We start from the raw sequence: 21,081 nt of genomic DNA on the forward strand, positions 1-21,081 counted from the left end.
TGGACTGCGGACGGCCGGCGCGGGCTTGGACGGCCCGGGGCGGCCGAGCATGGCCGCGGTCACCAGAAGGCACGCAGGAGACCGGGGGAAAACCGACGATGAGTGTGACAGTGCCCGAGCCGTACTGGCGGCACGTGCCCGTACGGCTGGACGTCGAGCGCTGGGCCACCCGGCGGACGCGCAGGCGCGTCCTGGTCGTGGTGCACACAGTGATAGCGGGGCAACGGCTGCTCGACGCGATACGCGTACTCGAAGGCGACATCCGGGTGCAGATCTTCTTCACCCAGGCACCCGACGTGTTCAGCAACGGAGTGGCCGAGTTCCTGGCCGGGTTGGGGGGTCTCGTACTGCCGTGGAACCAGGCGGTGCACACCTCCTTCGACCTCGCGCTGGCCGCCAGCCACGGCAGCCTGCACGAGCTCCAGGCGCCGGTCGTCGTGCTTCCGCACGGCGCCGGCCACAACAAGATGACCCCCGCCGGACGGAACGGCCGTCCGGCGGGCGAGCGCGGTGTGTACGGCCTCAGCAGGCAACGGCTGGTCCGGGACGGCGCGATCGTGCCCGAGGCGATCGTGCTGGCCCACCACGAGGAGCTGACCCGGCTCGGCCGCGAATGCCCCGAGGCCCTGCCGGTGGCGGAAGTGGTCGGCGACCCGTGCTTCGACCGGATAGCCGCCAGCCTGCCCTCCCGGGCCCTGTACCGGGACGCCCTGGGCGCCGGGGCCGGCCGGCGACTGGTCCTCGTCTGCTCCACCTGGGGGCCCGACTCACTCCTGGGACAGGGCTTCGAGGTCCTGGAGCGGCTGGTCGGCGAACTGCCCCGGGACGAGTTCCGGATCGCCGCGCTCCTGCACCCCCACGTGTGGAACGCACACGGCGACTGGCAGGTCCGGGCCTGGCTCGCCGGCCTGGCGCGCTCCGGACTGACGCTGGTCAGCCCGCACGGGGACTGGACCGGGGCGGTGGTCGCCGCCGACTACGTCGTGGGCGACCACGGTTCGGTGACGCTGTACGGCGCGATGACCGGCGTCCCGGTCTTCATGGCGGGACGGCCCGACGCCGACGTCGATCCGGGCTCGCCGCTGGCCGAACTCATGTCGTTCGCGCCGCGACTGCGCCCGGACCGCCCGCTGCGCCCGCAGCTCAGGCGGAGTTCCGTGACCGGCCGCGCGGACCGGTACGAGCGGGTCGCGGCCCGCATCTCCTCGGAGCCGGGCCGCTTCGCCCGCAGGATGCGCACGCTGCTCTACCGCAAGCTGCGCCTGCGGGCCCCCACCGTACGGCCCGCCACGGAAACGGCGGCGCTTCCGCTGACGGTGCGCTACGACGAGCCGGGCCGGGTGACGGCACCATGAGGACGCTCCTCGCCCTGGCCGCCCGGACGACGGCGGTGCCGGGCACGCGGGCACCCGGTCCGGTGCACCGGGTCCGTACCCTGCTGCTGCATCCGGCCCGCGGGACGCTGACCGTGGACGAGCACGTACGGGTCCGGCTTCCCGCGGGGCACCGCTGGCCCCAGCTCGGCGACGTACTGCTCGCGCACGGCACGGGCGCGCGGACGGCCGCCGAGACGGCGGCGACGCATCCGGGCGCCCTGGTGGTCGCCGTGCACCACGGGCCCCGCTGCTGGTTGCGGCTCGGCCGGGACGGCACCGTGCTCGAACTCGAAGCCGCGGGGACCACCGAACGGGACGAGGCGTGGGGGACGCTGGCCTCGCTGGCCCATACCTGGCTGGTGGCCGGGCTGCCCGCCGCCGAGTTCGCGGCGGCGCCCGTGCGGCTGCTCGGCGCTCAGGTCCCCGTCCCGTCGCCCGCGAGTCGCCCCAGCCGGTCCCGGGCCGACTCCGCGTCGGCGGACCGCGAACGGCCCACGGAGGCGTAGAGATCCAGCGCCTCGTGGTAACGGTCCTGGGCGGCGCGGGTGTCCCCGCGCCGCTCGGCGACCTCGGCCAGGCCCGCGAGGGCGCGGGCCGTCTCGTAGTTCGCGGTCATGCCGCGCAGGGTCGTCAGGGCCGCGGACAACAACTCGTCCGCCTCGTCGAGCCGGTCCGCGGCGAGTTGGGCGTGGCCGACGAGGATGCTCGCGCGGGCGGCGTTGTAGACGTCGCCCGCCGCCAGCAGCGCGGTGCGTGCGGCACCGGCCTCGCGCAGCGCCTCCTCGTGCCGGCCGGTGGTCCGGGCGACGTCGGCGAGGTTCAGCCGGGCCAGTGCCCCGGCCCGCTCGTCCCCGCAGGCAGGTAACTCCACGGTGGCACGCCGGAACAGCTCGGCGGCCTCCTGGGAACGGCCCGACCGCTGGAGCGCGAGCCCTCGGTAGTTGAGGGTGCGGGCCTGGCCGAGCCGGTCGCCGTGCCGCAGGAAAAGCTGACCCGCGCGCTCGAACATGGCCAGGGCGCGGTCGTGGTTCCCGCACCCCAGCTGTCCCACGCCACCCGAGGTGAGCATCCGGCACTGAGCCGCGACGTCCCCCAGCTCCACCGCCGCGGCCAGTCCCTCGTCGTGCGCCGCCCGCCAGTCGTCGTAGAACTTGCGGCGCAGGAAGAGGGGCCACAGGGCGTCGGCGAGTTGCCAGCCGACGGACGGGAAGCCCGCGGAGCGGGACAGCCGGATCACCGCCATCAGCCGGGGCAGCTCGCGCTCCAGCCAGTCCAGGGCGGTCTCGGCGTCGGGGCCGACGTCCGCGGTGACCACCGGCCCCGGCCCGTAGTCACGGGCCATCGTGCGGTGCGCGGGATCGATGATCTCCTCGGCGCGGGTCGCGCTCGCCAGATAGTGGTCGGCGACACGGCGTACGGCCTGGGCGCGCTCCTCGGACGATTCGTCCTGCCGCGCCTTCGCCGCGGCATGCAGGCGGACCAGATCGTGGAAGCGGTGGCGTCCCTGGCCCGCGTCGAACAGCAGGCTCGCGTCATGCAGCGTCTCCAGCAGGTCCACCGGCTCCGCCGCGGCGGCCAGCACCGCCGCCGCCACCGCGCCGCCGAACTCCGCCGCCGGGTGCAGCCCCAACCGCCGGTACAGCCGCGCCGCCGCCGGTGGCAGGGCCCGGTACGACAGGTCCAGCGCCGCCCGCACGTCGTGGTCGCCGTCGATGGCCAGGGCCGCCAACCGGTCCCGCTCCTCGGCGAGGGCGCTGACCATCGTGGTGATGTGCCGTTCGGGCCGCGCCGCCAGCCGGGCGCCGGCGACCCGGACGGCCAGCGGGAGCCCGGCGCACAACTCGACCAGGGTACGGGCGGCTTCGGGCTGCTCGGCCACCCGGCCGTCGGCGAGGGTGTCCGCGAGCAGTTCCACCGCGGCCTCGGGGGCGAGCGACTCCAGATGGAGGGGGAAACAGCCGTCGACGGTCAGCCCCGGCATCCGGTTGCGGCTGGTCACCGCCGTCACACTGGTGCCGCCGGGCAGCAGCGGACGCACCTGGGCGGCGGTCGCCGCGTCGTCGAGCAGCACCACGAGGCGCCGGCCGGCGGTCAACGACCGGTACAGCGCGGTCCGTTCGGCGAGGGCCGCCGGAACCTGCTGGGCCGCTACCCCGAGGGCCCGCAGGAAGCGGCCCAGCACCTCCTCCGGGAGCGCCGGTCCGCCGGGCGACTGGGCGCCCAGGTCGGCGTAGAGCTGGCCGCCCGGACAGTGCGGACGCAGGGTGTGCAGCCATCTCAGCGCGAGCGCGGTCTTCCCGACCCCGCCCAGGCCGCTCACCGCGGTCAGCGCGGGCCGCTCCTCCCGCACCGCGCGGGCCCGGTGCCGCTCCAGCGCCGCCAACTCGTCGGCCCGGTCCACTATGTGCACGGACGGCGGGAGCTGCCAGGGCGTCTGTCCGGCGGTGCCGCCCGCTTCGGCCACGACGTGGATACCGCCGTACACCGTCCCCGCCTGCACCGCGGCCCCGTGCACGGTGCCGCTCAACTCGTTGTGTGACGTGCGCTCATGGCCCCGCACTGCCGCCCCCTAAGCCGCGCGTCGCTGCCGATTCCTCGGATGGAGCCTTTCCGTACAGGTAGTCGATATCCCTAGGGGGGAGCAACAGCGCGGAGTGTTGGCCGGCCGTGCACCGGCGGATCCGGCCGGAGCCGGGTTCCCGCGCCCGGCCCGCGGCGGAGATCCCGGGCCGTCGGGAACGACATGGCCGTCGGGAACGACATGGCCGGCGGGAACGACATGGCCGGCGGGACGGGGGGACACCCGGTCGGATACGCGTCGGCCGCCGGTCGGATATGCGGCGGCTGACGCTCGGACACCGGTCGGCGGCCGGCCGGATCCGGCGGGCTTGCGGGCGTGCGGGCGCCGGGGAATTCACGCGGTTCGTGCCGCGGATTCGGCCCGGAAGCGCGGGTCGGACATTCCCGGCGCCCGGCCCGGACGCTACTTCTTGTGGCAGCCCCACTTGCCGTGGACCTTGGTGTAGTGGTATCCCGCCTTGCACTTCTTGTGCTTCGGGGTCTTGGTGGTCTCCGGGGCGGGCGCGTTGTCACCGTCGGCCACCTTGACGTTCGAGGTGTTCGCCGGCGCTGCGAAGGCGGTACCCGTAGCGGCCACGGCCGCGCCGCTGACGAGCATGCCCGCGGCGACACTGGCGGCCAGAGTACGTGTGATCCTGTTTCGCATGATCGGCAGCCTTTCTGTTGTCGGCGTCACTGCCTCACTGATCGATTCTTGACACCGCTCCCTGGAGACTGCATCTCGATCACCGACCTGACGAATGCGGCCCTGGGATTTCCGCCCCACGGCACCGGGAATTCCGCCAATTCCCGCTGGTTCGGCTTCTTCCGTGGTTCTCGCGCGATGCGCGTTTAATACGACGTGGGCGCCGGTGCCGACACGGAAAGAACCGTGGACGGCACCGGAAAGGACCGTGGAAACGGCACGGCCGGTACCGATGCCGGTTGACCGGGCAACAGTTTCGTTCCGGACGGTTCCCCGCCCTCAGGCAGGGATCCAGGCCAGCACGAACAGGGCCACCCCGAGAACCGCCGGCAGCAGCAGCCGCGAGGTGCGGCCGATCCCGAAGACCGCTCCGAAGGCGGTGAAGACCAGGGTCAGCATCCCGGCCAGTCCCGCCAGCAGCCGCAGTGCCTCCTTCAGCGGCAGGTCCTGGGCGATCTGGGTACTGGTGACGATGAAGGCGATGACCGCGGCGAGCAGGCCCAGGCTGCCCATGGTCTCCGACCTCAGCCGGGTGATCTCCTCCTGCTCGTGCGCCCGGGTCTCCTGCACGACCTGATCCACCCGGGCCTTCATCGACGCCTCCAGGCGGTCGGTGGTCTCGCGCAGTCCGCTGCGGATGGCCTGGCTCTCCCGCCGCAGCACGATGTCGGCCCGGATCCGGTGGTACTCGACGACCCGTACGGCGTACCCGGACCGCGCGGAGTCCTCCAGGTCCATGGCCCGCTGGATGGAGACGAACGCGGTGTCGAAGTCACCGAGGAGAGCCGTGAGTTGAGCCCGCACCGCCCGGTACCGCGGCACCTCCGGGCTGATCTCCACCGCCCGCTCCATCTGGGTCAGCGAGGCCCGCAGGTCCTCCTCGGCCACCTCGGCGCCACCCCATCCGTACTCCGCGAGTACCCGTGAATGGTGGGCGACGAGGGCCAGGTTGTCGGGGTAGGCCGCCAGCGCGGACGCCGCGTGGCGCAGGGCCGCGGGCAGGTTCGGGCCCATCGGGTCCAGCAGCGCCAGGTCCGATTCGAGCACCGCGCGCATCGGTACGGAGGCGAACCGCGAGGCGTGGCGGAGGTAGACGCTGCGGAACCGGGTGCCGTCCAGCGCCCGCCGGTGGCGGGCGAGCAGGACGTAGAAGGCGTTGAAGGCGCGCAACGGATCGGCGTTGTCGCGTATCAGCCCCTCCAGCGGGCCCAGGTCGGCGTCGGTGAGTGCGGTGCACACGGTCATGGCGGCGCCGTGGTGCTCGGCCGAGTCCAAGGGCGGCAGGGCGTCCAGTGCGTTGCTGATCTCCCCCGGTGACATGGTGATCACAGTAGTGGCGGTGCGGGGGGCGCGGTAGAGGTCCTCGGGGCCACGGGACGGCGAGCCCACAGGCCCCGAGGCGCGGGGAACTGCGCGGCCGGCCACGACAGTGCCGCGGGCGGCCGGCGGCGTACCGCGGTACGTCCCGCGGAGCATCAGCCGCCGCGCTCGCCGCGGGGGTGTCGCGGACGAAGCGGGCGGCCTGCCCCGTCGTCGCGGCGTTGGAAGAGGCGGCCCCCGCCCCGCCGGTGCCGAGGAGGACGTCCGCGGTCGCCGCGACCGCCGCTCCGCGCCCCCGACCCGCGCCGGAACAGGCCGTTTCCTGTGGCTTTCCCCAGAATCCCGCCGCTTGCTTGACCCCTTTCGCGGCACCCGAGTAGACCTGACGTCCGTCCCCGGGTCGCCGGCTCCGGTCCGAGAAGTTCCGCACCCTTTCCCCGCTGAAGGAGCCTTGTGGATACTCCGACGCCCCGCACGTCCGCTTCCGCGCCCGCGCGCCGCAGCGTCCTGCGCGCCGCCGCCGCGGCGGCCCTCACCGGTCCCGCGCTGACCGCACTCGGCGGTACGAGCGCCGCTGCCGCCGCGACCCGGGCCACGCCCCCGCCCGACCTCGAAGGGGTCACGCTCAAGGTCCTCTGCAACACCCCCCACCTGTCCATGTACAAGAACGTCCTGGCCCCGGCCTGGCAGCAGTCGACCGGCGGGACACTGGCGGCGACGGCGGTGGACTACACCCAGCTCGCGGACCGGATCATCCAGGACGTGCGGAGCGGGACCGGCGAATTCGACTGTTTCGATTACTACTACTACATGCTGGGATCGATCGCGGACGCCGGAGCGCTGGTCGACCTGACCCGCTGGATCGACACCCAGCCCGACCTCGACACCGGTGACTTCCTGAAGTCCGTCCACGACCCGTACACGGTGTACCGGGGCCGGCGCTACGGCCTGCCGTACGACGGCGACCAGCACCTGATCTTCTACAACACCGAACTCTTCGGCACCTACGGGCTGCGACCGCCGCGGACCTGGGACGAGTACGACGCCTGCGCCAGGACGATCACCGAGGGCGGTGGCGGCGCGTACTACGGGGCCGTGGTGACGGGCCGGCCCGACCCCATGGTGCTCGGCCCCGCCTTCGTCAACCGGCTCGTCGGTTACGGTGGCGACCTGGTCGACCGCTCCGGCAGGCCGACCCTCACCACCGATGCCGCGCTGGCCGCCGCCCAGCACCTCGTCGACATCGCGCCGTACGCCCTGCCCACGCCCACCGAGACCGGCCTCGGCACCGCCACCGACGCCTTCATGGCGGGCCAGGTCGCGCTGGTGGAGACCTGGACGGGCGTGGCGCAACGGGCCGCCGACCCCGCCCTGTCGAAGATCGTCGGCAAGTGGGGGGTGACCGCGCTGCCGCTCGGCGGACGCACCACCCGCCGCCGCACCCCGCTCAACGGCGGCTACGGCCTCGGTGTCTCCGCCGCCGCCAAGAACCGGGACGCGGCACTGGCGTTCATCAAGTGGGTGACCGGCGCCGACGAGATGCTCGCCGAGACCACCCAGAAGAACAGCGCCATCGACCCCAACCGCACGAGCGTGCTCGACTCCGCCGCCTACGCCGCGAACACCCCGGTGGCCGCGAGCCTGATCCGGGCGGGGCTCAAGGGCACGCCGATGGTCTGGCCGCACGGCCCCGCCGACCCCGGCAACCTCCAGCGGCTCGTCGACCAGCTCGCCCTCGCCATCGAGGGCAGGCAGAGCGCCGCGGCGGCCCTGCGGAACGCGCAGGCGGCCTGGACGCCGTAGCCGGGCCGCACCCGCTGACGCCGCAGCGCCCGCCCGGACGGATTCCGGGCGGGCGCGTCGGGCGCGGGTGTGGACCGGCGGCCTCAGTCGCCGAGGAGCTGCTGGAAGCGGCCCGTCCAGTACGCGGTGCGGTCCAGGTAGGCGGTCTCGGACGCCTGGCCGGTCAGACCGTAGGCGCCGTCGTACGTCTGGTAGCCCTGACCCGCGGGCGGGGTGGCGTCGGCCGGTTCGATCGAACTGCCCTCGTGCCACTCGTTGAAGGACGTGACCGACACCCACGTCGGTGAGCCGCCGATCGCCGGATCGAGGGCGTTGTTCCACTGCTTGTCGTAGGCCGCGCCGTTCGCGCGGTCCACGGTGGGTGTCGTGTTGCCCGGCACCGCCCGGTCGTCGAGGTAGCCGGGGGCGACGGACGGCGACCAGATCAGGTTGTGGGCCTTGGCGTAGTCACCGGCCTGCTTCCAGCCGGGGGCGGTGGCACCGGCGATGCCGTCGTAGGTGTACATGCCGGAGAAGTGCGCGATCTTGGTGGTGTCGGTGGTCTGGGCGAGGACGATGTTGCTGCCCGTGACCTGGTCGAGCGCCGTCCAGTCGGTGATGTTCAGGCTCTGGAAGACGTAGAACGCCGCCTTGTTGCCGTGGTCGGCCGACCGGTAGTACGCCGGGTGGCTGCCGTAGGTGTTGTTGATGTACTGGATGTCGGCGACGGTCGAGGCGCCGGTGCGGCCGGAGTACGGCTCCAGGTGCCAGGCGACCTTGATGCCCTCCTTCTGCGCGGCGTCCAGGACTCCCCGGGCCAGCTTGTCCTCGTAACTGCCCTGTCCCCACCAGCTGTAGACCAACACGCCGGCGCCGGACTGCCTGACCCACTTCATGTGCTGGGCCACGGCTCCGGCGAAGTCACCGGAGTCGTAGGCGCCGAGCGAGGGGTAGAGGTTGGCGCCGATGTCGTCGGGCGGGGTGCGGTTGCCCTGCTGCCAGTGGCGCCAGCTGCCGTTGACCGCGGGACTGCCGTACCAGGGGTAGTAGAAGAGGTGGACGTCCTGCGACAGGGCGCCCGCGGTCGGGGTGGTGCCGAGCGTGAAGGTGTCGATGTCGAAGAGGGAGCCGCTGCCGCCGGTGAAGCGGAGGAAGAGGGGTCCGGTGCCGGTCCCGCTCAGCGTGGTGCTCACCGTGGTGAACGTCTCCCAGCCGCCGGTGACCGGGACCTGTACGGAGCCGAGCAGGGTGCCGGTGGCCGAGCCGGAGCGGACCTCGATGGTGCCGCCCGCGCCGGCGGAGGACACCTTCGCGGTGAAGGTGCGCGCTCCGGCGGTGGAGACGGAGGCGTATCCGGCCCAGTCGCCGTTGTCGATGTAGCCGAGCGTCTGGCCGCCGCTGGCCGCGGTGTGCCCGGCCGCCTGGACGCCCGAACCCGAGCTGTAGGACTCCGCCTCCACCTGGCCGGTGCCCGCCGGGGCGGCGCAGTTGCCGGGCACCTGCCCGGCCGTGTAGCGCACGGCGCCGAGCAGCAGGGAGCGGAAGGCGGGATCGCTGTAGGACTCGATGGTGTGGCCGAGCCCGGTGTAGAAGGACCGCCCGCTGCCCTGGGCGTGGCACCAGGTGATGGGGTGGTCGCCGCTCATCTCCCCACCGGTGTAGGTGGATTCGTCCAGGCTCTGCAACACGTGGACGTTGGCGCGCGGGTTGGTGCGGTAGTTGTACCACTCGTCGGTCCGCGTCCAGGTGGCGCCGAGGTGCGCGGTCGCCGGATGGGTGCGGTCCTCGGTCTTGACGACCGCCTGCTGGATCGCCGGGTGGCTCTTGAACCAGGCGCCGACGAGCTGCCCGTAGTAGGGCCAGTCGTACTCGGTGTCCGCGGCGGCGTGCACGCCGAGGAATCCGCCGCCGCCGTCCACGTAGGACTGGAGCGCGGTCTGCTGGCTGTCGCCCAGGACGTCGCCGGTGGTGCTGAGGAACACCACCGCCTCGTACCCGGCCAGGTTCGCCGGGGTGAAGGCGCCCGCGTCCTCGGTGGCCGTGACGGTGAAGTCGTTCTGCTGGCCGAGGGCCTGGAGGGTGCTGATGCCCGCCGGAATGGCGTCGTGCCGGAAGCCCGCCGTCTTGGAGAAGACCAGGACGTCGAAGGACGCGGCCTGCCGGTCGGGTGCGGCCTGGGCCGCCCCGGCCGGTGCGGCCAGGGCGCAGGTCAGCGCCAGGGCCACGGCCGCCGGGGCACGGCGCAGGCGTCGGAGCAGGGTTCTCATGTCCTCACCCTTTCTGCGCCGTGGCGGCGAGTGTGAAGGTGTCGATGTCGAAGAGGTTGCCGGAGGGCCCGGTGAACCGGAGGAAGACCGGCCCGGTCCCGGTGCCGGTCAGCGAGGTGCTGACGCTCGCGAACGTCTCCCAGCCGCCGGTGACCGGGACCTGCGCGGAGCCGAGCAGGGTGCCGGTGGCCGAGCCTGAGCGGACCTCGATGGTGCCGCCCACACCGGCGGAGGACACCTTCGCGGAGAAGGAGGAGGCGCCCGCCGTGGAGACGGAGGCGTATCCGGCCCAGTCGCCGTTGTCGATGTAGCCGAGCGTCTGGCCGCCGCTGGCCGCGGTGTGTCCGGCCGCCTGGACGCCCGAACCCGAGGTGTAGGACTCGCCCTCCGTGGTGGTGCTGTTGAGCGTGGCGGTGGTGAAGGTGAAGGCGTCGACGTCGAAGAGGTTGCCCTGGCCGGTGGGACCGCGGAAGACCAGGAACAGCTCGGTGGAGCCGGACGGCGCGCCGCTGAGGTTGGCCGAGACGTCGGTGTACGTCTCCCAGCCGCCGGTGACCGGGACGGTGGCCGTGCCGAGCAGCGTCCCGGTCGCGGACCCGGCGCGTATCTCGATCCTGCCGCCGGCACCGGCGGAGGCCACCCGGGCGGTGAACTTGGTGGCGTTGCCCAGGGTGTACGGCTTGAAGGAGATCCAGTCGCCGTCGTCGGTGAAGCCGACCGTGTTGCCGCCCTCGGCGGTGCCGTGCCCGGCGACCTGGATGCCGGACTGCGCGCTGAAGTGCTCGGCCTGCCGGTGGCGGGGCTGGAGGGTGCGCAGGGAGTGACCGGTCAGCCCGCCCGCGTCGGTGTACTCGGCGTCGAACACGCCGTAGAGGTTGGCGGCGCTGTCGTGCTCGCCGTCCACGGGCACGTTGATGGAGCCGCTGCACCCGTTCGCGGACGTGATCGCGTGGGTGTGGCTGTCATGGCCCAGCGAATAGGTGACCTTGACCTTGGAGCAGTCGATGGTGCCGTCCTCGGGGTCGGTGACCTTCACCGTGAAGGGCACGGTGTCGCCGAAGGAGAACAGTTGTCCGTCGCCGGGCGGTTGCAGGGTGACGGTCGGCGCCGTGTTCCCGGCGGTGACCACCAGGCTCGCGGTCCCGGTCAGGCCCTCGGGGTCCTTCACGGTGAGCGTGGGGCGGTAGGTGCCCGCCGCGGTGTACGTATGGCTGGGGTTGGCCTGGGTGGACGTGGACCCGTCGCCGAAGTCCCAGGAGTAGGTGAGCGCGCTGCCCTCCGGGTCGGAACTGCCCTGCGAGGAGAACTGCACGGTCAGCGGCACGCCGCCGGAGGTCTTGTCGGCCGCGGCCTTGGCGACCGGGTTGCGGTTGGTGCCCGCGATGTACTCGACGCGGTACAGCGCCTGGTTGTTGCTGCCGGTGCCGTAGTCCAGGACGTACAGCGCCCCGTCGGGACCGAAGTCGCTGTCGATGATCTGGGTGCCGGTCCACGGGAAGCTCTCGATCGTCCCGTACGAGCCGTCGCTCTTGACCTCGATCGGCTTGATCCACTTGCGCCCGTACTCGGTCGCGAAGAAGCGTCCGTCGAGGGACTGCGGGAACTTCACGGACGAGTTCAGGTTCGGGTCGTAGTGGTAGACGTCACCGGCCATCGGGGACTCCGAGCCGGTGCCGAACTCCGGCGGCGAGCCGTCCAGGCCGTACTTGATCCAGCTCGTCCTGGCCGCGGGCAGCTTCGACTGGCCGGTGTTGCGGAAGGAGTTGTTCGTCGGTCCGCCCGCGCAGTCGTACTTGGCGCCGGACGGGCCGCTCGGGAAGGTGTACTCGTTGTAGGTCTCGGTGGTGGTGTTGGTGCCGGTGCAGTACGGCCAGCCGAAGTTGCCGGGAGCGGTGACGCGGTCGAACTCGACCTGCCCGCCGGGGCCGCGGTTCGGGTCGGTGGCGCCCGCGTCGGGACCGTAGTCGCCGACGTAGACGACGCCGGTCGCGCGGTCCACGGACATCCGGAACGGGTTGCGGAAGCCCATGGCGTAGATCTCGGGGCGGGTGTTCGCCGTGCCCGGGGCGAAGAGGTTGCCGGCCGGGACGGTGTAGCCGCCGGCCGCGGTGGGCTTGATCCGCAACAGCTTGCCGCGCAGGTCGTTGGTGTTGCCCGAGCTGCGCTGGGCGTCGAACTGCGGGTTGCGGTCGGTGCGTTCGTCGATCGGCGCGTATCCGGCGGAGTCGAACGGGTTGGTGTCGTCGCCGGTGGTCAGGTAGAGGTTCCCGGCCGCGTCGAAGTCGATGTCACCGCCCACGTGGCAGCACTGGCCACGGTCGTTGCCCACTTCGAGGACGACCTTCTCGCTGGCCATGTCCAGGGTGTTGTCGGACTTCAGCGTGAACCGGGACAGGTTGAGGTGGCCCTTCCACGCCTCGAAGTCGGCGGCGGTCCCGGTGACCGGGGCGTCGCCGGCCGGGGTGTTCAGCTTGGGGGAGTAGTAGACGTACACGTACCGGTTGCTGGTGAAGTTCGGGTCCGCGGCGATGCCTTGCAGGCCCTCCTCGTCGTGCGTGTAGACGTCGAGTTTCGCGGCCTGCTTGGTGTTGCCGGCCGCGTCCGTGTACCGCACCGTGCCGTCCCGCGCGGTGTGCAGGACCGACCGGTCGGGCAGGACGGTGAGGGACATGGGTTCGCCCAACTCGGCCGAACCGGTGGCGAGTTGGACCTGCTGGTAGTCGGAGGCGGGGATGTCCGCGGGGGCCGCGGACACGGGCGAGGGCCCGGCCACGGCGGCTCCGGCCAGCACGAGCACCAGGGCGGTGAGCCATCTGAGCCCTGCGCGAGGGCGCTGGGACATGGGGGGTTTCCTTCCTGACGGTGGGGGTTGTCAGGCAAGGCGCGCGCCGGCCGCGCTTGCCGCATGCATCAGCGGTTCTGGGGTGCGGAATGGAGCACCTTGTACTGGCTGCTTTGCTATGTAGCTGCGCAACTGTGCAGTAATTGCGTGATCTGCATAGATAATTGCGAGAATTCGCAGATAGCTTGCATCATTTCGTAGCGGTTTCGAGTTTGTCAAGCCCCTGTCAAAATTAGCAGGCATCCCCGGTGCGGGCTCCTCCGGTGAGCCGTTTTCCTGCGTCGGGGCGAAACGGCGCGGCGTGGCCGCCGGTCGTACGGGGTGAGGTGGGCGCGCCCCTCTTTGTCATCGGCTTCTTTGCCATCGGCGTCGGCGTCAGCGTCGGCGTCGGCTTCGGGCGTCGGCTTCGGCTTCGGGCGTCGGCTTCGGCATCGCCGTCGCCGTCGGTGGCGGGCGGGCCGCCGATCGCCTCCTGTCCGCCGCTCGGGGCCCCGGCGTCCGCGGACATCCCGTCGTTGACAGGCTCGGTTAAGGCGATTAGCTTATGGCTAACGAGATTAGCCAACTGGAAGGGCTGTCATGACCGAGTACCTTGCTGTGGACGGCGGCACGATCGCTTACGAGGTGACGGGAGCGGGTCCGCTGATCGTTCTGGCGCACGGCGTGGGGGACAGCCGTGCCGCCTACCGTGCCGTGATACCGCCGCTGGTCGCGGCGGGTTACCGGGTCGCCGCGGTCGATCTGCGCGGCTGCGGCGAGTCCAGCACCGACTGGCCGGCCTGGAGCCGTACCGCGATCGCCGGTGACCTGCTCGCCGTGATCCGTCACCTGGGCGGCCCGGCGGTGCTCGTCGGCCACTCGTTCTCCGGCGGCGCCGCCACCATCGCCGCGGCGCAGGAGCCCTCGCTCGTCACCGCGGTCGTCGAGCTGGCGCCGTTCACCCGCAAGCAGTCCGTCCGCCTCGGTGACCTGCGGGTCAGGCGCTTCAGGCAGGGCATGCTGCGGCTGCTCGGCGCGGGCCTGTTCGGCAGCGTCCCGCTGTGGCGTTCCTACCTCGACGTCGCCTACCCCGGCGTGAAGCCGGCCGACTGGGCCGAACGCCTCGGCCGTGTCGAGGCGCTGCTGCGCGAGCCGGGCCGGATGAAGGCGTTTCAGGGCATGGGCCGGGTCGCCCCGGGCGACGCGGACGCGCAGCTCGGCAACGTCCGCTGCCCGGTCCTGGTCGTGATGGGCACCCAGGACCCCGACTGGGCCGACCCGCACGCCGAGGGCACCGCGATCGTCGAGGCCCTGCCGTCCGGTCTCGGCCGCCTCGCGATGATCGAGGGCGCCGGGCACTACCCGCACGACCAGTACGCCGACCAGGTGGTCTCCCTCACGCTGGGCTTCCTGCGCGCCGAGGCCGCCCGTGCCTAGGGCCGGCCTGGACCGGGCGGCCGTGGTCGCCGCCGGCGCCGCCCTCGCCGACGAGGTCGGTATCACCGGCCTGACGATGGGCCTGCTGGCCCAGCGGCTCGGCGTACGCACCCCGTCCCTGTACAAACACGTGGCCGGTCTGGAGGACCTCACCCGGCGCATCGCGGTCCTGGCGCTGGACGAGGCCGCCGACGCCATCGGCGACGCGGTCCAGGGATACGCCGGCCGCGACGCCCTGGCGGCCGCGATGCGCGCCTTCCGCACCTTCGTCCTCCAGCACCCCGGCCGCTACGGCGCGACGATCGGCCTGGAGTCGACCGGCCCCGACGACCCGCTGGCCATCGCGGGCCTGCGCTCGCTCGGCCCGTTCGGTGCGGTCCTGCGCGGCTACGAGATCGCGGAGCCCGACGTGGACCACGCCCTGCGCATGCTCCGCAGCCTCGGCCACGGCTTCGCCACCCTTCAGGCCGCGGGCGGCTTCCAGTGGAGCGCCGACATCGACGAAACCTTCGAGTGGCTGATCGCCTTCGCCGACCGGGGCCTGCGCGCCATGTGAGCACACTGTCCGGTGGGAGGCGCGGCGCCGGCCGCCCGGGACGGCCTCTCCCGGAGCGCGCCCGGCCCGCCGTCAGGTCTGGGACACCGCCGCCTGCGGCAGCAGCCGCTCCAGTTCCGCCAGCCGCGTGCGCAGCGCCTTCTCCGTGGTGCGCCGCTCTGTGACCTCGCGCATGATCGCGGAGATTCCGACGATCCGGTCGCCCGCGTCGCGCAGCAGCGCCACCGAGAACTCGATCGACAGCCGGTGGCCGTCCCGGTGGGTGGCCGGTACGGCGAGGAGCGTGTCGCCGTAGCGGGTCTCGCCGGTGGCCATCGTGTTCCGGTAGCCCTTGTCGTGCCGCTCCCGCAGTTTCTCCGGGATGATCAGCTCAAGGCTCCGGCCGACGGCCTCGGCCGCGGTGTGGCCGAACATGCGCTCCGCCCCGCTGTTCCAGACCTGGATGACGCCCTCCGGGTCGGCGACCACGATGGCCTCGGACGACTCGCGCACGATCGCCTGGGCCAGCCAGGCGTCCGGCGTGCCGGTGCCGCCCGTACCGGGGCCCGTCCGCGTCGGCGAGGTCTCGTTCCCGGCTACCGCGTCGCTGTTGTCGCCCACGGCCACATCCCTCCTCCTGGCGCGCGGCCCGCAAGGCCGCGGTCGCGGCGGTACGAGGGGCACGCCTTCCCATTCTCGATGATCCGGCACCGTCGGCTCTCGCTGATCGGCACTGTCGACAGTATGGCGCCCCTATCTTGAATAAGGAATACTGCATACAATGTCGGCGGGGTGCCGACGGTGCCTGCCGATCAGCCAGTTCGGCGACCGTCGGCATGAGACGAACAGGAGCCGCTCCATGTTGTTCCGGCAGCTCGAATACTTCGTGGCGGTGGCCAGGGAGAAGCATTTCGCGCGGGCGGCGGATGCCTGCTACGTCTCCCAGCCCGCACTGTCGATTGCCATCGCCAAGCTGGAACGGGAACTGAACGTCACCCTGATCAACCGGGGGCACACCTTCGAGGGCCTCACCCCGGAGGGTGAGCGGCTCGTCGTCTGGGCCAAGCGGATCCTCGCCGAACACGACGCCTTCAAGTCCGAGGTGGCCGTCATGCGCTCGGGCATCACCGGGGCGCTGCGACTGGGCACGGGACCCACCGTCTCGACGACGACCGCGCTCCCCGTGGCCGCGTTCTGCGCGATGCACCCGCTGGCCAAGGTGAAGGTCTGCTCCCGGCTGTCCTCCGCCGAACTGGTCCGCCAGCTCCGCGACTTCGAACTGGACGCCGCCATCGCCCACTTCGGGCCCGGCGACCGGGAGGGCCTGGAGGTGCTGCCGCTGTACGAGGAGCAGTACGTGCTGCTGGCCTCCGGTGAGCACCTGGTGCCCGCGAGCCCCACCGTCACCTGGGCCGAGGCGGCGCAGCTCCCGCTGGCGCTGCTGACCCCCGACATGCGGTTCCGCCAGGTCATCGACGACGCCTTCGAGAGCTGCGGGGCGGTCGCGACCCCCCAGGTCGAGACGGACTCCGTCGCCTCCCTGTGCGCCCACGTGGCCACCGGCGCCTGGGCGAGCGTCGTCCCGCACACCTGGCTGAACGCCATGCCGCTGGCCGGCGGCACCAGGGCGGTCCGGCTGGTCGAACCGGACGCCAGGGCGCAGATCTCGGTGGCGATCCACGCGGCGACCCCCGGTTCGGTCGCGGCCAAGGCGTTCCTCAACGTGGTCGCGGGGCTGTCGCTGGACGACGTCTTCGTACCGGAGGCGGTCGGCCTCGCCGCCGTGCCCGGCACGCCGGAGGAGGCGTACGGCAGGCAGTCCGTGGGCGTCCGCGGGGCGGGCTGACGATGGCCGCGCCGGGACCGGGCAGAGCCCCCGTCACCCACCACCGCCGAGGGGTGCCCGCGAGCGCCCCGCACCACCGGCCGGACCCCGGCCGCATCGATAAACACCGTAAATCAGCTGGTTGGCAAAAGATCTTGGACGCGTCGCCGCGACGGCGCGGATGGTGAAGCACGGAAAACGAACTGGGCGACCCTCTAGGGAGGATCCGGACCATGACGGACACGGTCACACAGGACACGGGGGCGGAGGGCACCGACGAACCGGCTGCCTTGACCGACGGGATCCATCTGGTCGTCGACGCACTCAAACTCAACGGCGTCGAGAACATCTACGGGGTCGTCGGCATCCCGATCACCGACCTGGCCCGTCTCGCGCAGGCGTCGGGCATCCGCTACATCGGGTTCCGGCACGAGAGCGACGCCGGGCACGCGGCGGCGGCGGCCGGGTTCCTCACGCAGCGGCCGGGTATCTGCCTGACGGTGTCCGCGCCGGGCTTCCTCAACGGCCTCGTGGCGCTCGCCAACGCGACCACCAACTGTTTCCCGATGGTGCAGATCTCCGGGTCCAGCGAGCGCCACCTGGTCGACCTCCAGCGGGGCGACTACGAGGAGATGGACCAGCTCGCGGCGGCCAAGCCGTTCGTCAAGGCGGCCTACCGGGTGCACCGGGCCGAGGACATCGGCCGCGGCATCGCCCGCGCGCTGCGCACCGCGATCTCCGGCCGGCCGGGCGGCGTCTACCTGGACATCCCGGCCGCGGTGCTGGGCGAGGTCATCGACGCCGACAAGGGCGCCGCGTCGCTGTGGCAGCTCGTAGACCCGGCGCCGCGCCAACTGCCGCAGCCCGAGGCCGTCGACCGGGCGATCGACCTCCTCGCGGGTGCCGAGCGGCCGCTCATCGTGCTCGGCAAGGGCGCCGCGTACGCCCAGGCCGACGACGTGGTCCGGGAGTTCGTCGAGTCGACGGGCATCCCCTACATCCCGATGTCGATGGCGAAGGGCCTGCTGCCCGACGACCACCCGCAGTCGGCGGCCACCGCCCGCTCGCTCGCGCTGCGCCGGGCCGACGTCGTCGTGCTGGTCGGCGCCCGACTGAACTGGCTGCTCGGCCACGGCGACGCGCCCCAGTGGAGCCCGGACGCCAAGTTCGTCCAGGTCGACATCGCCGCCACGGAGATGGACAGCAACCAGCCCATCGCGGCCCCGCTCGTCGGCGACGTCCGCTCCGTCCTGGAGGCGCTGATCGAGCGCGGCAAGCCGGGCCGGATCACGGCCCCGGCGCAGTGGCGCGAGGAACTGACCTCCCGTTCGGCGCAGAACGTCACGAAGATGGCCGGCCGCCTGAAGAGTGCCGGGACGGCGCACCCGATGAAGTTCCTGGGCGCGTTGCAGGCCATCCGCGACGTGCTGCACGAGAACCCGCGCGCGTACGTCGTCAACGAGGGCGCCAACGCGCTGGACCTGACCCGCAACACGATCGGCATGCAGGTGCCGCGGCACCGGCTGGACAGCGGCACCTGGGGTGTCATGGGCATCGGCATGGGCTATGCCATCGCCGCCGCCGTCGAGACCGGCGACCCCGTCGTCGCCATCGAGGGCGACAGCGCGTTCGGCTTCAGCGGCATGGAGATCGAGGCGGTGTGCCGCTACAACCTGCCGATCGTCACGCTCGTGCTCAACAACAGCGGCGTCTACCGCGGCGACGACCCCTCCGCCACCGACGATCCGGCGCCGACCGCTCTGAAGGCCCGTCACGACCTCATGATCGAGGCGTTCGGCGGCAAGGGCTACCAGGCGACGACCCCCGCGGAGGTCGCCACCGCCCTGCGCGAGGCCCTGGCCGCCGGCCGTCCGGCGCTCATCGACTGCGTGATCGATCCGACGGACGGCACCGAGAGCGGCAACATCGCGCACCTCAACCCCAAGGGCATCAGCGTGAAGGGCTGAACCCCCTCCCGGCACCCGTGCCTCCGCCACCGACATCCCCCACTGACTTCCCCCACTGACTTCCCTCACCGACTTCCCTCACCGACTTCCCCCACCGAGACGATCCACGTTCGATCCACGAGAAAGAAAGCGAACATGACTGAGCTGCCCCTCTCCGGGATAAAGGTCATCGACTTCACCGGCGTACAGGCCGGTCCGGCGTGTACGCAGATGCTCGCCTGGCTCGGAGCCGACGTCCTCAAGGTCGAGCGCACCACCGGCGGTGACGTGACGCGCAACCAGCTGCGCGACATCCCCGACGCCGACGCGCTGTACTTCACCATGCTCAACAGCAACAAGCGCTCGCTGGCCATCAACACCAAGTCCGCCGAGGGCCGGGAGGTCATGGAGAAGCTGATCCGTGACGCCGACGTCCTGGTCGAGAACTTCGCACCCGGCGCCATGGACCGCATGGGCCTGGGCTGGGAGACGCTCCAGGAGTGGAACCCGCGGCTGATCTTCGGCTCGGTCAAGGGCTTCAACGACGACTCCCCGTGGAACGACCTCAAGGTCTACGAGAACGTGGCCCAGTGCGCCGGCGGTGCCGCCTCGACGACCGGCTTCTGGGACGGCCCGCCGACCGTCAGCGGCGCCGCGCTCGGCGACAGCAACACCGGCATGCACCTGCTCATCGGCCTGCTCACGGCGATCATCGACCGGGACCGGACCGGCAAGGGCCAGCGGGTGGCGGTGTCCATGCAGGACGCCGTGCTCAACCTGTCCCGGGTCAAGCTCCGCGACCAGCAGCGCCTGGACCGGGTGGGCTACCTGGAGGAGTACCCGCAGTACCCGAACGGCGAGTTCGGCGAGGCCGTGCCGCGCGGCGGCAACGCGGGCGGCGGCGGCCAGCCCGGCTGGGTGCTGAAGTGCAAGGGGTGGGAGACCGACCCCAACGCGTACATCTACTTCACCATCCAGGAGCAGAACTGGAAGCGGACGGCCGAGGCCATCGGCCGCCCCGAGTGGGTCGAGGACCCCGAGTACAGCACCGCCAAGGCCCGGCAGAACCACATCTTCGAGATCTTCGAGGAGATCGAGAAGTGGCTGGCCGACAAGACGAAGTACGAGGCGGTCGACATCCTGCGCGAGTGGGAGGTGCCCTGCGCGCCGGTGATGAGCATGAAGGAGATCGCGAACGACGAGGCGCTGCGCCGCAGCGGCACGGTCGTCGAGGTCGAGCAGAAGGGCCGCGGGACGTACCTGACGGTCGGCAGCCCGATCAAGTTCTCCCGTTTCAAGCCCGACATCCAGGGCGCCCCGCTGCTCGGTGAGCACACCGACGAGGTCCTGCACGAGCTGGGCTACGACGCGGGCGCCATCGCCGCGATGCGCGACAAGCAGGTCATCATCTGAACCCGCTGACGGGGGCGCACCCCTCGTGAGGGAGCCGGCCGGGACCGACGTGGTCCGGGCCGGCTCTCTCGTGCACGAGACTCCCCCCGCCGACGTATTGCATACTGTATGGAGTCTACGCATCCTGGGTGCATGGCCAACACCCAGACACCCACCGCAGAGCAGGCCCTCGACACCCTCCTGACGGGCAACCGGCGCTTCGTCGACGGAGACCCGAGGCACCCGAACCAGGACGCCGCCCGACGGGCCGCCCTGACACCCGGTCAGCATCCCTTCGCCGTGGTGTTCGGATGCTCCGACTCACGCCTGGCCGCCGAGATCGTCTTCGACCGCGGCCTCGGAGACCTCTTCGTGGTCCGCACCGCCGGCCACGTGCTCGGCCCCGAGGTGCTCGGCAGCATCGAGTACGGCGTGGGCCAACTGGGCTGCCCGCTGGTGGTCGTGCTCGGACACGACGCGTGCGGAGCGGTCCGCGCCGCGCGCACCGCCCTGGAACACGGCCAGGCACCCGGCGGGTACGTGCGCGACATCGTCGAGCGCGTCACGCCCAGCGTGCTCGCCGCGCGCGCGGCCGGGCTGAGCGAGGAGTCCGACATCGTGGACGAGCACATCCGCAACACCGTGGACCTGCTCCTCGACCGCTCACCCGGGCTGGCCGCCGGGCCGACCGCGGTCGTCGGCCTCTCCTACCAGCTCGCCGCCGGACGGGTACGACTGGTCACCAGCCGCGGCCTGGACGGCGCGGCAGCCGCCTGAGCACACTCCGACCCCCGGACACACCACCGCCTCATCTCCCCTCCGCGTGAGGGGGGATGAGGCGGTGTCCTACCGGTGTGCGCCCGGCCGGCCGGCGGGGTCAGCCCGCCGGGGACTCCTGCGGCTGCCGCAGCAACCGCGCCGCCGCGACCACCACCGGGTCCAGGCCGTCCGCGCCCGCGTCCACCAGCTCGAACAACCGGGCGCGCATCCGCGGGTCCCAGAACCGGCCGAGGTGGTCCGCGACCGCGCGGGCGGCCGTGTCATGGGGCACGTGCCGGAAGTTCGCGGCGATCTGTTGGGCCATCCGCTGCTCGGGCGGCACCGCGCCGGCCATC

General features: G+C 72.0%; 16 protein-coding genes. 9 read left to right on the plus strand and 7 right to left on the minus strand.

The window, feature by feature from the left end:
- Positions 1 to 98: 98 nt before the first annotated feature.
- Positions 99 to 1,355 carry a hypothetical protein gene (locus tag ACFC09_RS10665; protein WP_376525704.1) on the plus strand — a complete coding sequence of 419 codons (1,257 nt, stop codon included), beginning with the start codon at positions 99 to 101 and terminating at the stop codon, positions 1,353 to 1,355.
- Positions 1,352 to 1,882: a transcriptional regulator gene (locus ACFC09_RS10670; protein WP_376525706.1), complete on the plus strand. Its 531-nt coding sequence runs from the start codon at positions 1,352 to 1,354 to the stop codon at positions 1,880 to 1,882. The genes ACFC09_RS10665 and ACFC09_RS10670 overlap by 4 nt, the downstream gene beginning before the upstream one ends.
- Here ACFC09_RS10670 and ACFC09_RS10675 read toward each other — a convergent pair.
- From ACFC09_RS10675 to ACFC09_RS10685, 3 genes are all read right to left on the minus strand, one after another.
- Complete coding sequence (locus tag ACFC09_RS10675; protein WP_376525708.1) at positions 1,792 to 3,936, minus strand: NB-ARC domain-containing protein; 2,145 nt, start codon at positions 3,934 to 3,936, stop codon at positions 1,792 to 1,794. The two genes, ACFC09_RS10670 and ACFC09_RS10675, sit on opposite strands and share 91 nt — an antisense overlap.
- Before the next feature lie 423 nt (positions 3,937 to 4,359).
- Positions 4,360 to 4,602 carry a hypothetical protein gene (locus ACFC09_RS10680; RefSeq protein ID WP_376525710.1) on the minus strand — a complete coding sequence of 81 codons (243 nt, stop codon included), beginning with the start codon at positions 4,600 to 4,602 and terminating at the stop codon, positions 4,360 to 4,362.
- A 318-nt stretch (positions 4,603 to 4,920) separates the two neighbouring features.
- The gene (locus tag ACFC09_RS10685) at positions 4,921 to 5,961 is read right to left on the minus strand and encodes a tetratricopeptide repeat protein (RefSeq protein WP_376525712.1); all 1,041 of its coding nucleotides are present in this window, start codon (positions 5,959 to 5,961) and stop codon (positions 4,921 to 4,923) included.
- A 453-nt stretch (positions 5,962 to 6,414) separates the two neighbouring features.
- On the opposite strand from ACFC09_RS10685, the gene ACFC09_RS10690 reads away from it, so the two are divergent.
- Complete coding sequence (locus tag ACFC09_RS10690; RefSeq protein WP_376525714.1) at positions 6,415 to 7,764, plus strand: ABC transporter substrate-binding protein; 1,350 nt, start codon at positions 6,415 to 6,417, stop codon at positions 7,762 to 7,764.
- An 83-nt stretch (positions 7,765 to 7,847) separates the two neighbouring features.
- Here ACFC09_RS10690 and ACFC09_RS10695 read toward each other — a convergent pair whose 3' ends face one another.
- Both ACFC09_RS10695 and ACFC09_RS10700 read right to left on the minus strand, forming a co-directional pair.
- The gene (locus ACFC09_RS10695; protein WP_376525716.1) at positions 7,848 to 10,010 is read right to left on the minus strand and encodes a ThuA domain-containing protein; all 2,163 of its coding nucleotides are present in this window, start codon (positions 10,008 to 10,010) and stop codon (positions 7,848 to 7,850) included.
- 4 nt (positions 10,011 to 10,014) lie between these two features.
- Positions 10,015 to 12,852, minus strand: coding sequence for a carbohydrate-binding protein (locus tag ACFC09_RS10700; RefSeq protein ID WP_376525718.1), 2,838 nt, complete (start codon positions 12,850 to 12,852; stop codon positions 10,015 to 10,017).
- A 579-nt stretch (positions 12,853 to 13,431) separates the two neighbouring features.
- Between ACFC09_RS10700 and ACFC09_RS10705 the strand changes: the two genes are divergently transcribed.
- Together ACFC09_RS10705 and ACFC09_RS10710 are read left to right on the plus strand one after the other, a co-directional pair.
- Entirely contained in the window at positions 13,432 to 14,268 is an 837-nt protein-coding gene (locus ACFC09_RS10705; RefSeq protein ID WP_376525720.1) for an alpha/beta fold hydrolase, read from the plus strand.
- Positions 14,269 to 14,290: 22 nt separating this feature from the next.
- Positions 14,291 to 14,824: a WHG domain-containing protein gene (locus ACFC09_RS10710; protein ID WP_376525963.1), complete on the plus strand. Its 534-nt coding sequence runs from the start codon at positions 14,291 to 14,293 to the stop codon at positions 14,822 to 14,824.
- Positions 14,825 to 14,896: 72 nt separating this feature from the next.
- Here the strand turns inward: ACFC09_RS10710 and ACFC09_RS10715 are convergent, their stop codons facing one another.
- The gene (locus ACFC09_RS10715; protein ID WP_376525722.1) at positions 14,897 to 15,424 is read right to left on the minus strand and encodes a PAS domain-containing protein; all 528 of its coding nucleotides are present in this window, start codon (positions 15,422 to 15,424) and stop codon (positions 14,897 to 14,899) included.
- 238 nt (positions 15,425 to 15,662) lie between these two features.
- On the opposite strand from ACFC09_RS10715, the gene ACFC09_RS10720 reads away from it, so the two are divergent.
- From ACFC09_RS10720 to ACFC09_RS10735, 4 genes are all read left to right on the plus strand, one after another.
- Positions 15,663 to 16,649 (plus strand): LysR family transcriptional regulator, encoded by a 987-nt coding sequence (locus ACFC09_RS10720; protein WP_376525724.1) that lies wholly within the window; start codon positions 15,663 to 15,665, stop codon positions 16,647 to 16,649.
- Between the two features lie 212 nt (positions 16,650 to 16,861).
- Positions 16,862 to 18,595 carry an oxalyl-CoA decarboxylase gene (oxc, locus tag ACFC09_RS10725; RefSeq protein ID WP_376525725.1) on the plus strand — a complete coding sequence of 578 codons (1,734 nt, stop codon included), beginning with the start codon at positions 16,862 to 16,864 and terminating at the stop codon, positions 18,593 to 18,595.
- A 135-nt stretch (positions 18,596 to 18,730) separates the two neighbouring features.
- The gene (frc, locus tag ACFC09_RS10730) at positions 18,731 to 19,987 is read left to right on the plus strand and encodes a formyl-CoA transferase (RefSeq protein ID WP_376525727.1); all 1,257 of its coding nucleotides are present in this window, start codon (positions 18,731 to 18,733) and stop codon (positions 19,985 to 19,987) included.
- Positions 19,988 to 20,119: 132 nt separating this feature from the next.
- Positions 20,120 to 20,743 carry a carbonic anhydrase gene (locus ACFC09_RS10735; protein ID WP_376525730.1) on the plus strand — a complete coding sequence of 208 codons (624 nt, stop codon included), beginning with the start codon at positions 20,120 to 20,122 and terminating at the stop codon, positions 20,741 to 20,743.
- A gap of 100 nt (positions 20,744 to 20,843) precedes the next feature.
- Here the strand turns inward: ACFC09_RS10735 and ACFC09_RS10740 are convergent, their stop codons facing one another.
- Positions 20,844 to 21,080, minus strand: coding sequence for a formate dehydrogenase subunit delta (locus ACFC09_RS10740; protein WP_376525732.1), 237 nt, complete (start codon positions 21,078 to 21,080; stop codon positions 20,844 to 20,846).
- Position 21,081: the final 1 nt, after the last annotated feature.

It is taken from the genome of Streptomyces sp. NPDC056161 (genome assembly GCF_042268025.1).
Lineage (GTDB): Bacteria > Actinomycetota > Actinomycetes > Streptomycetales > Streptomycetaceae > Streptomyces.

What these genes read in the sequence shown, in the direction of transcription:
- ACFC09_RS10665 (WP_376525704.1), top strand. Translation starts at nt 99, where the DNA reads ATGAGTGTGACAGTGCCCGAGCCGTACTGGCGGCACGTGCCCGTACGG.
- ACFC09_RS10700 (WP_376525718.1), bottom strand. Translation starts at nt 12,852, where the DNA reads ATGTCCCAGCGCCCTCGCGCAGGGCTCAGATGGCTCACCGCCCTGGTG.
- ACFC09_RS10695 (WP_376525716.1), bottom strand. Translation starts at nt 10,010, where the DNA reads ATGAGAACCCTGCTCCGACGCCTGCGCCGTGCCCCGGCGGCCGTGGCC.
- ACFC09_RS10740 (WP_376525732.1), bottom strand. Translation starts at nt 21,080, where the DNA reads ATGGCCGGCGCGGTGCCGCCCGAGCAGCGGATGGCCCAACAGATCGCC.
- ACFC09_RS10670 (WP_376525706.1), top strand. Translation starts at nt 1,352, where the DNA reads ATGAGGACGCTCCTCGCCCTGGCCGCCCGGACGACGGCGGTGCCGGGC.
- frc (WP_376525727.1), top strand. Translation starts at nt 18,731, where the DNA reads ATGACTGAGCTGCCCCTCTCCGGGATAAAGGTCATCGACTTCACCGGC.
- oxc (WP_376525725.1), top strand. Translation starts at nt 16,862, where the DNA reads ATGACGGACACGGTCACACAGGACACGGGGGCGGAGGGCACCGACGAA.
- ACFC09_RS10720 (WP_376525724.1), top strand. Translation starts at nt 15,663, where the DNA reads ATGTTGTTCCGGCAGCTCGAATACTTCGTGGCGGTGGCCAGGGAGAAG.
- ACFC09_RS10680 (WP_376525710.1), bottom strand. Translation starts at nt 4,602, where the DNA reads ATGCGAAACAGGATCACACGTACTCTGGCCGCCAGTGTCGCCGCGGGC.
- ACFC09_RS10735 (WP_376525730.1), top strand. Translation starts at nt 20,120, where the DNA reads ATGGCCAACACCCAGACACCCACCGCAGAGCAGGCCCTCGACACCCTC.
- ACFC09_RS10685 (WP_376525712.1), bottom strand. Translation starts at nt 5,961, where the DNA reads ATGTCACCGGGGGAGATCAGCAACGCACTGGACGCCCTGCCGCCCTTG.
- ACFC09_RS10705 (WP_376525720.1), top strand. Translation starts at nt 13,432, where the DNA reads ATGACCGAGTACCTTGCTGTGGACGGCGGCACGATCGCTTACGAGGTG.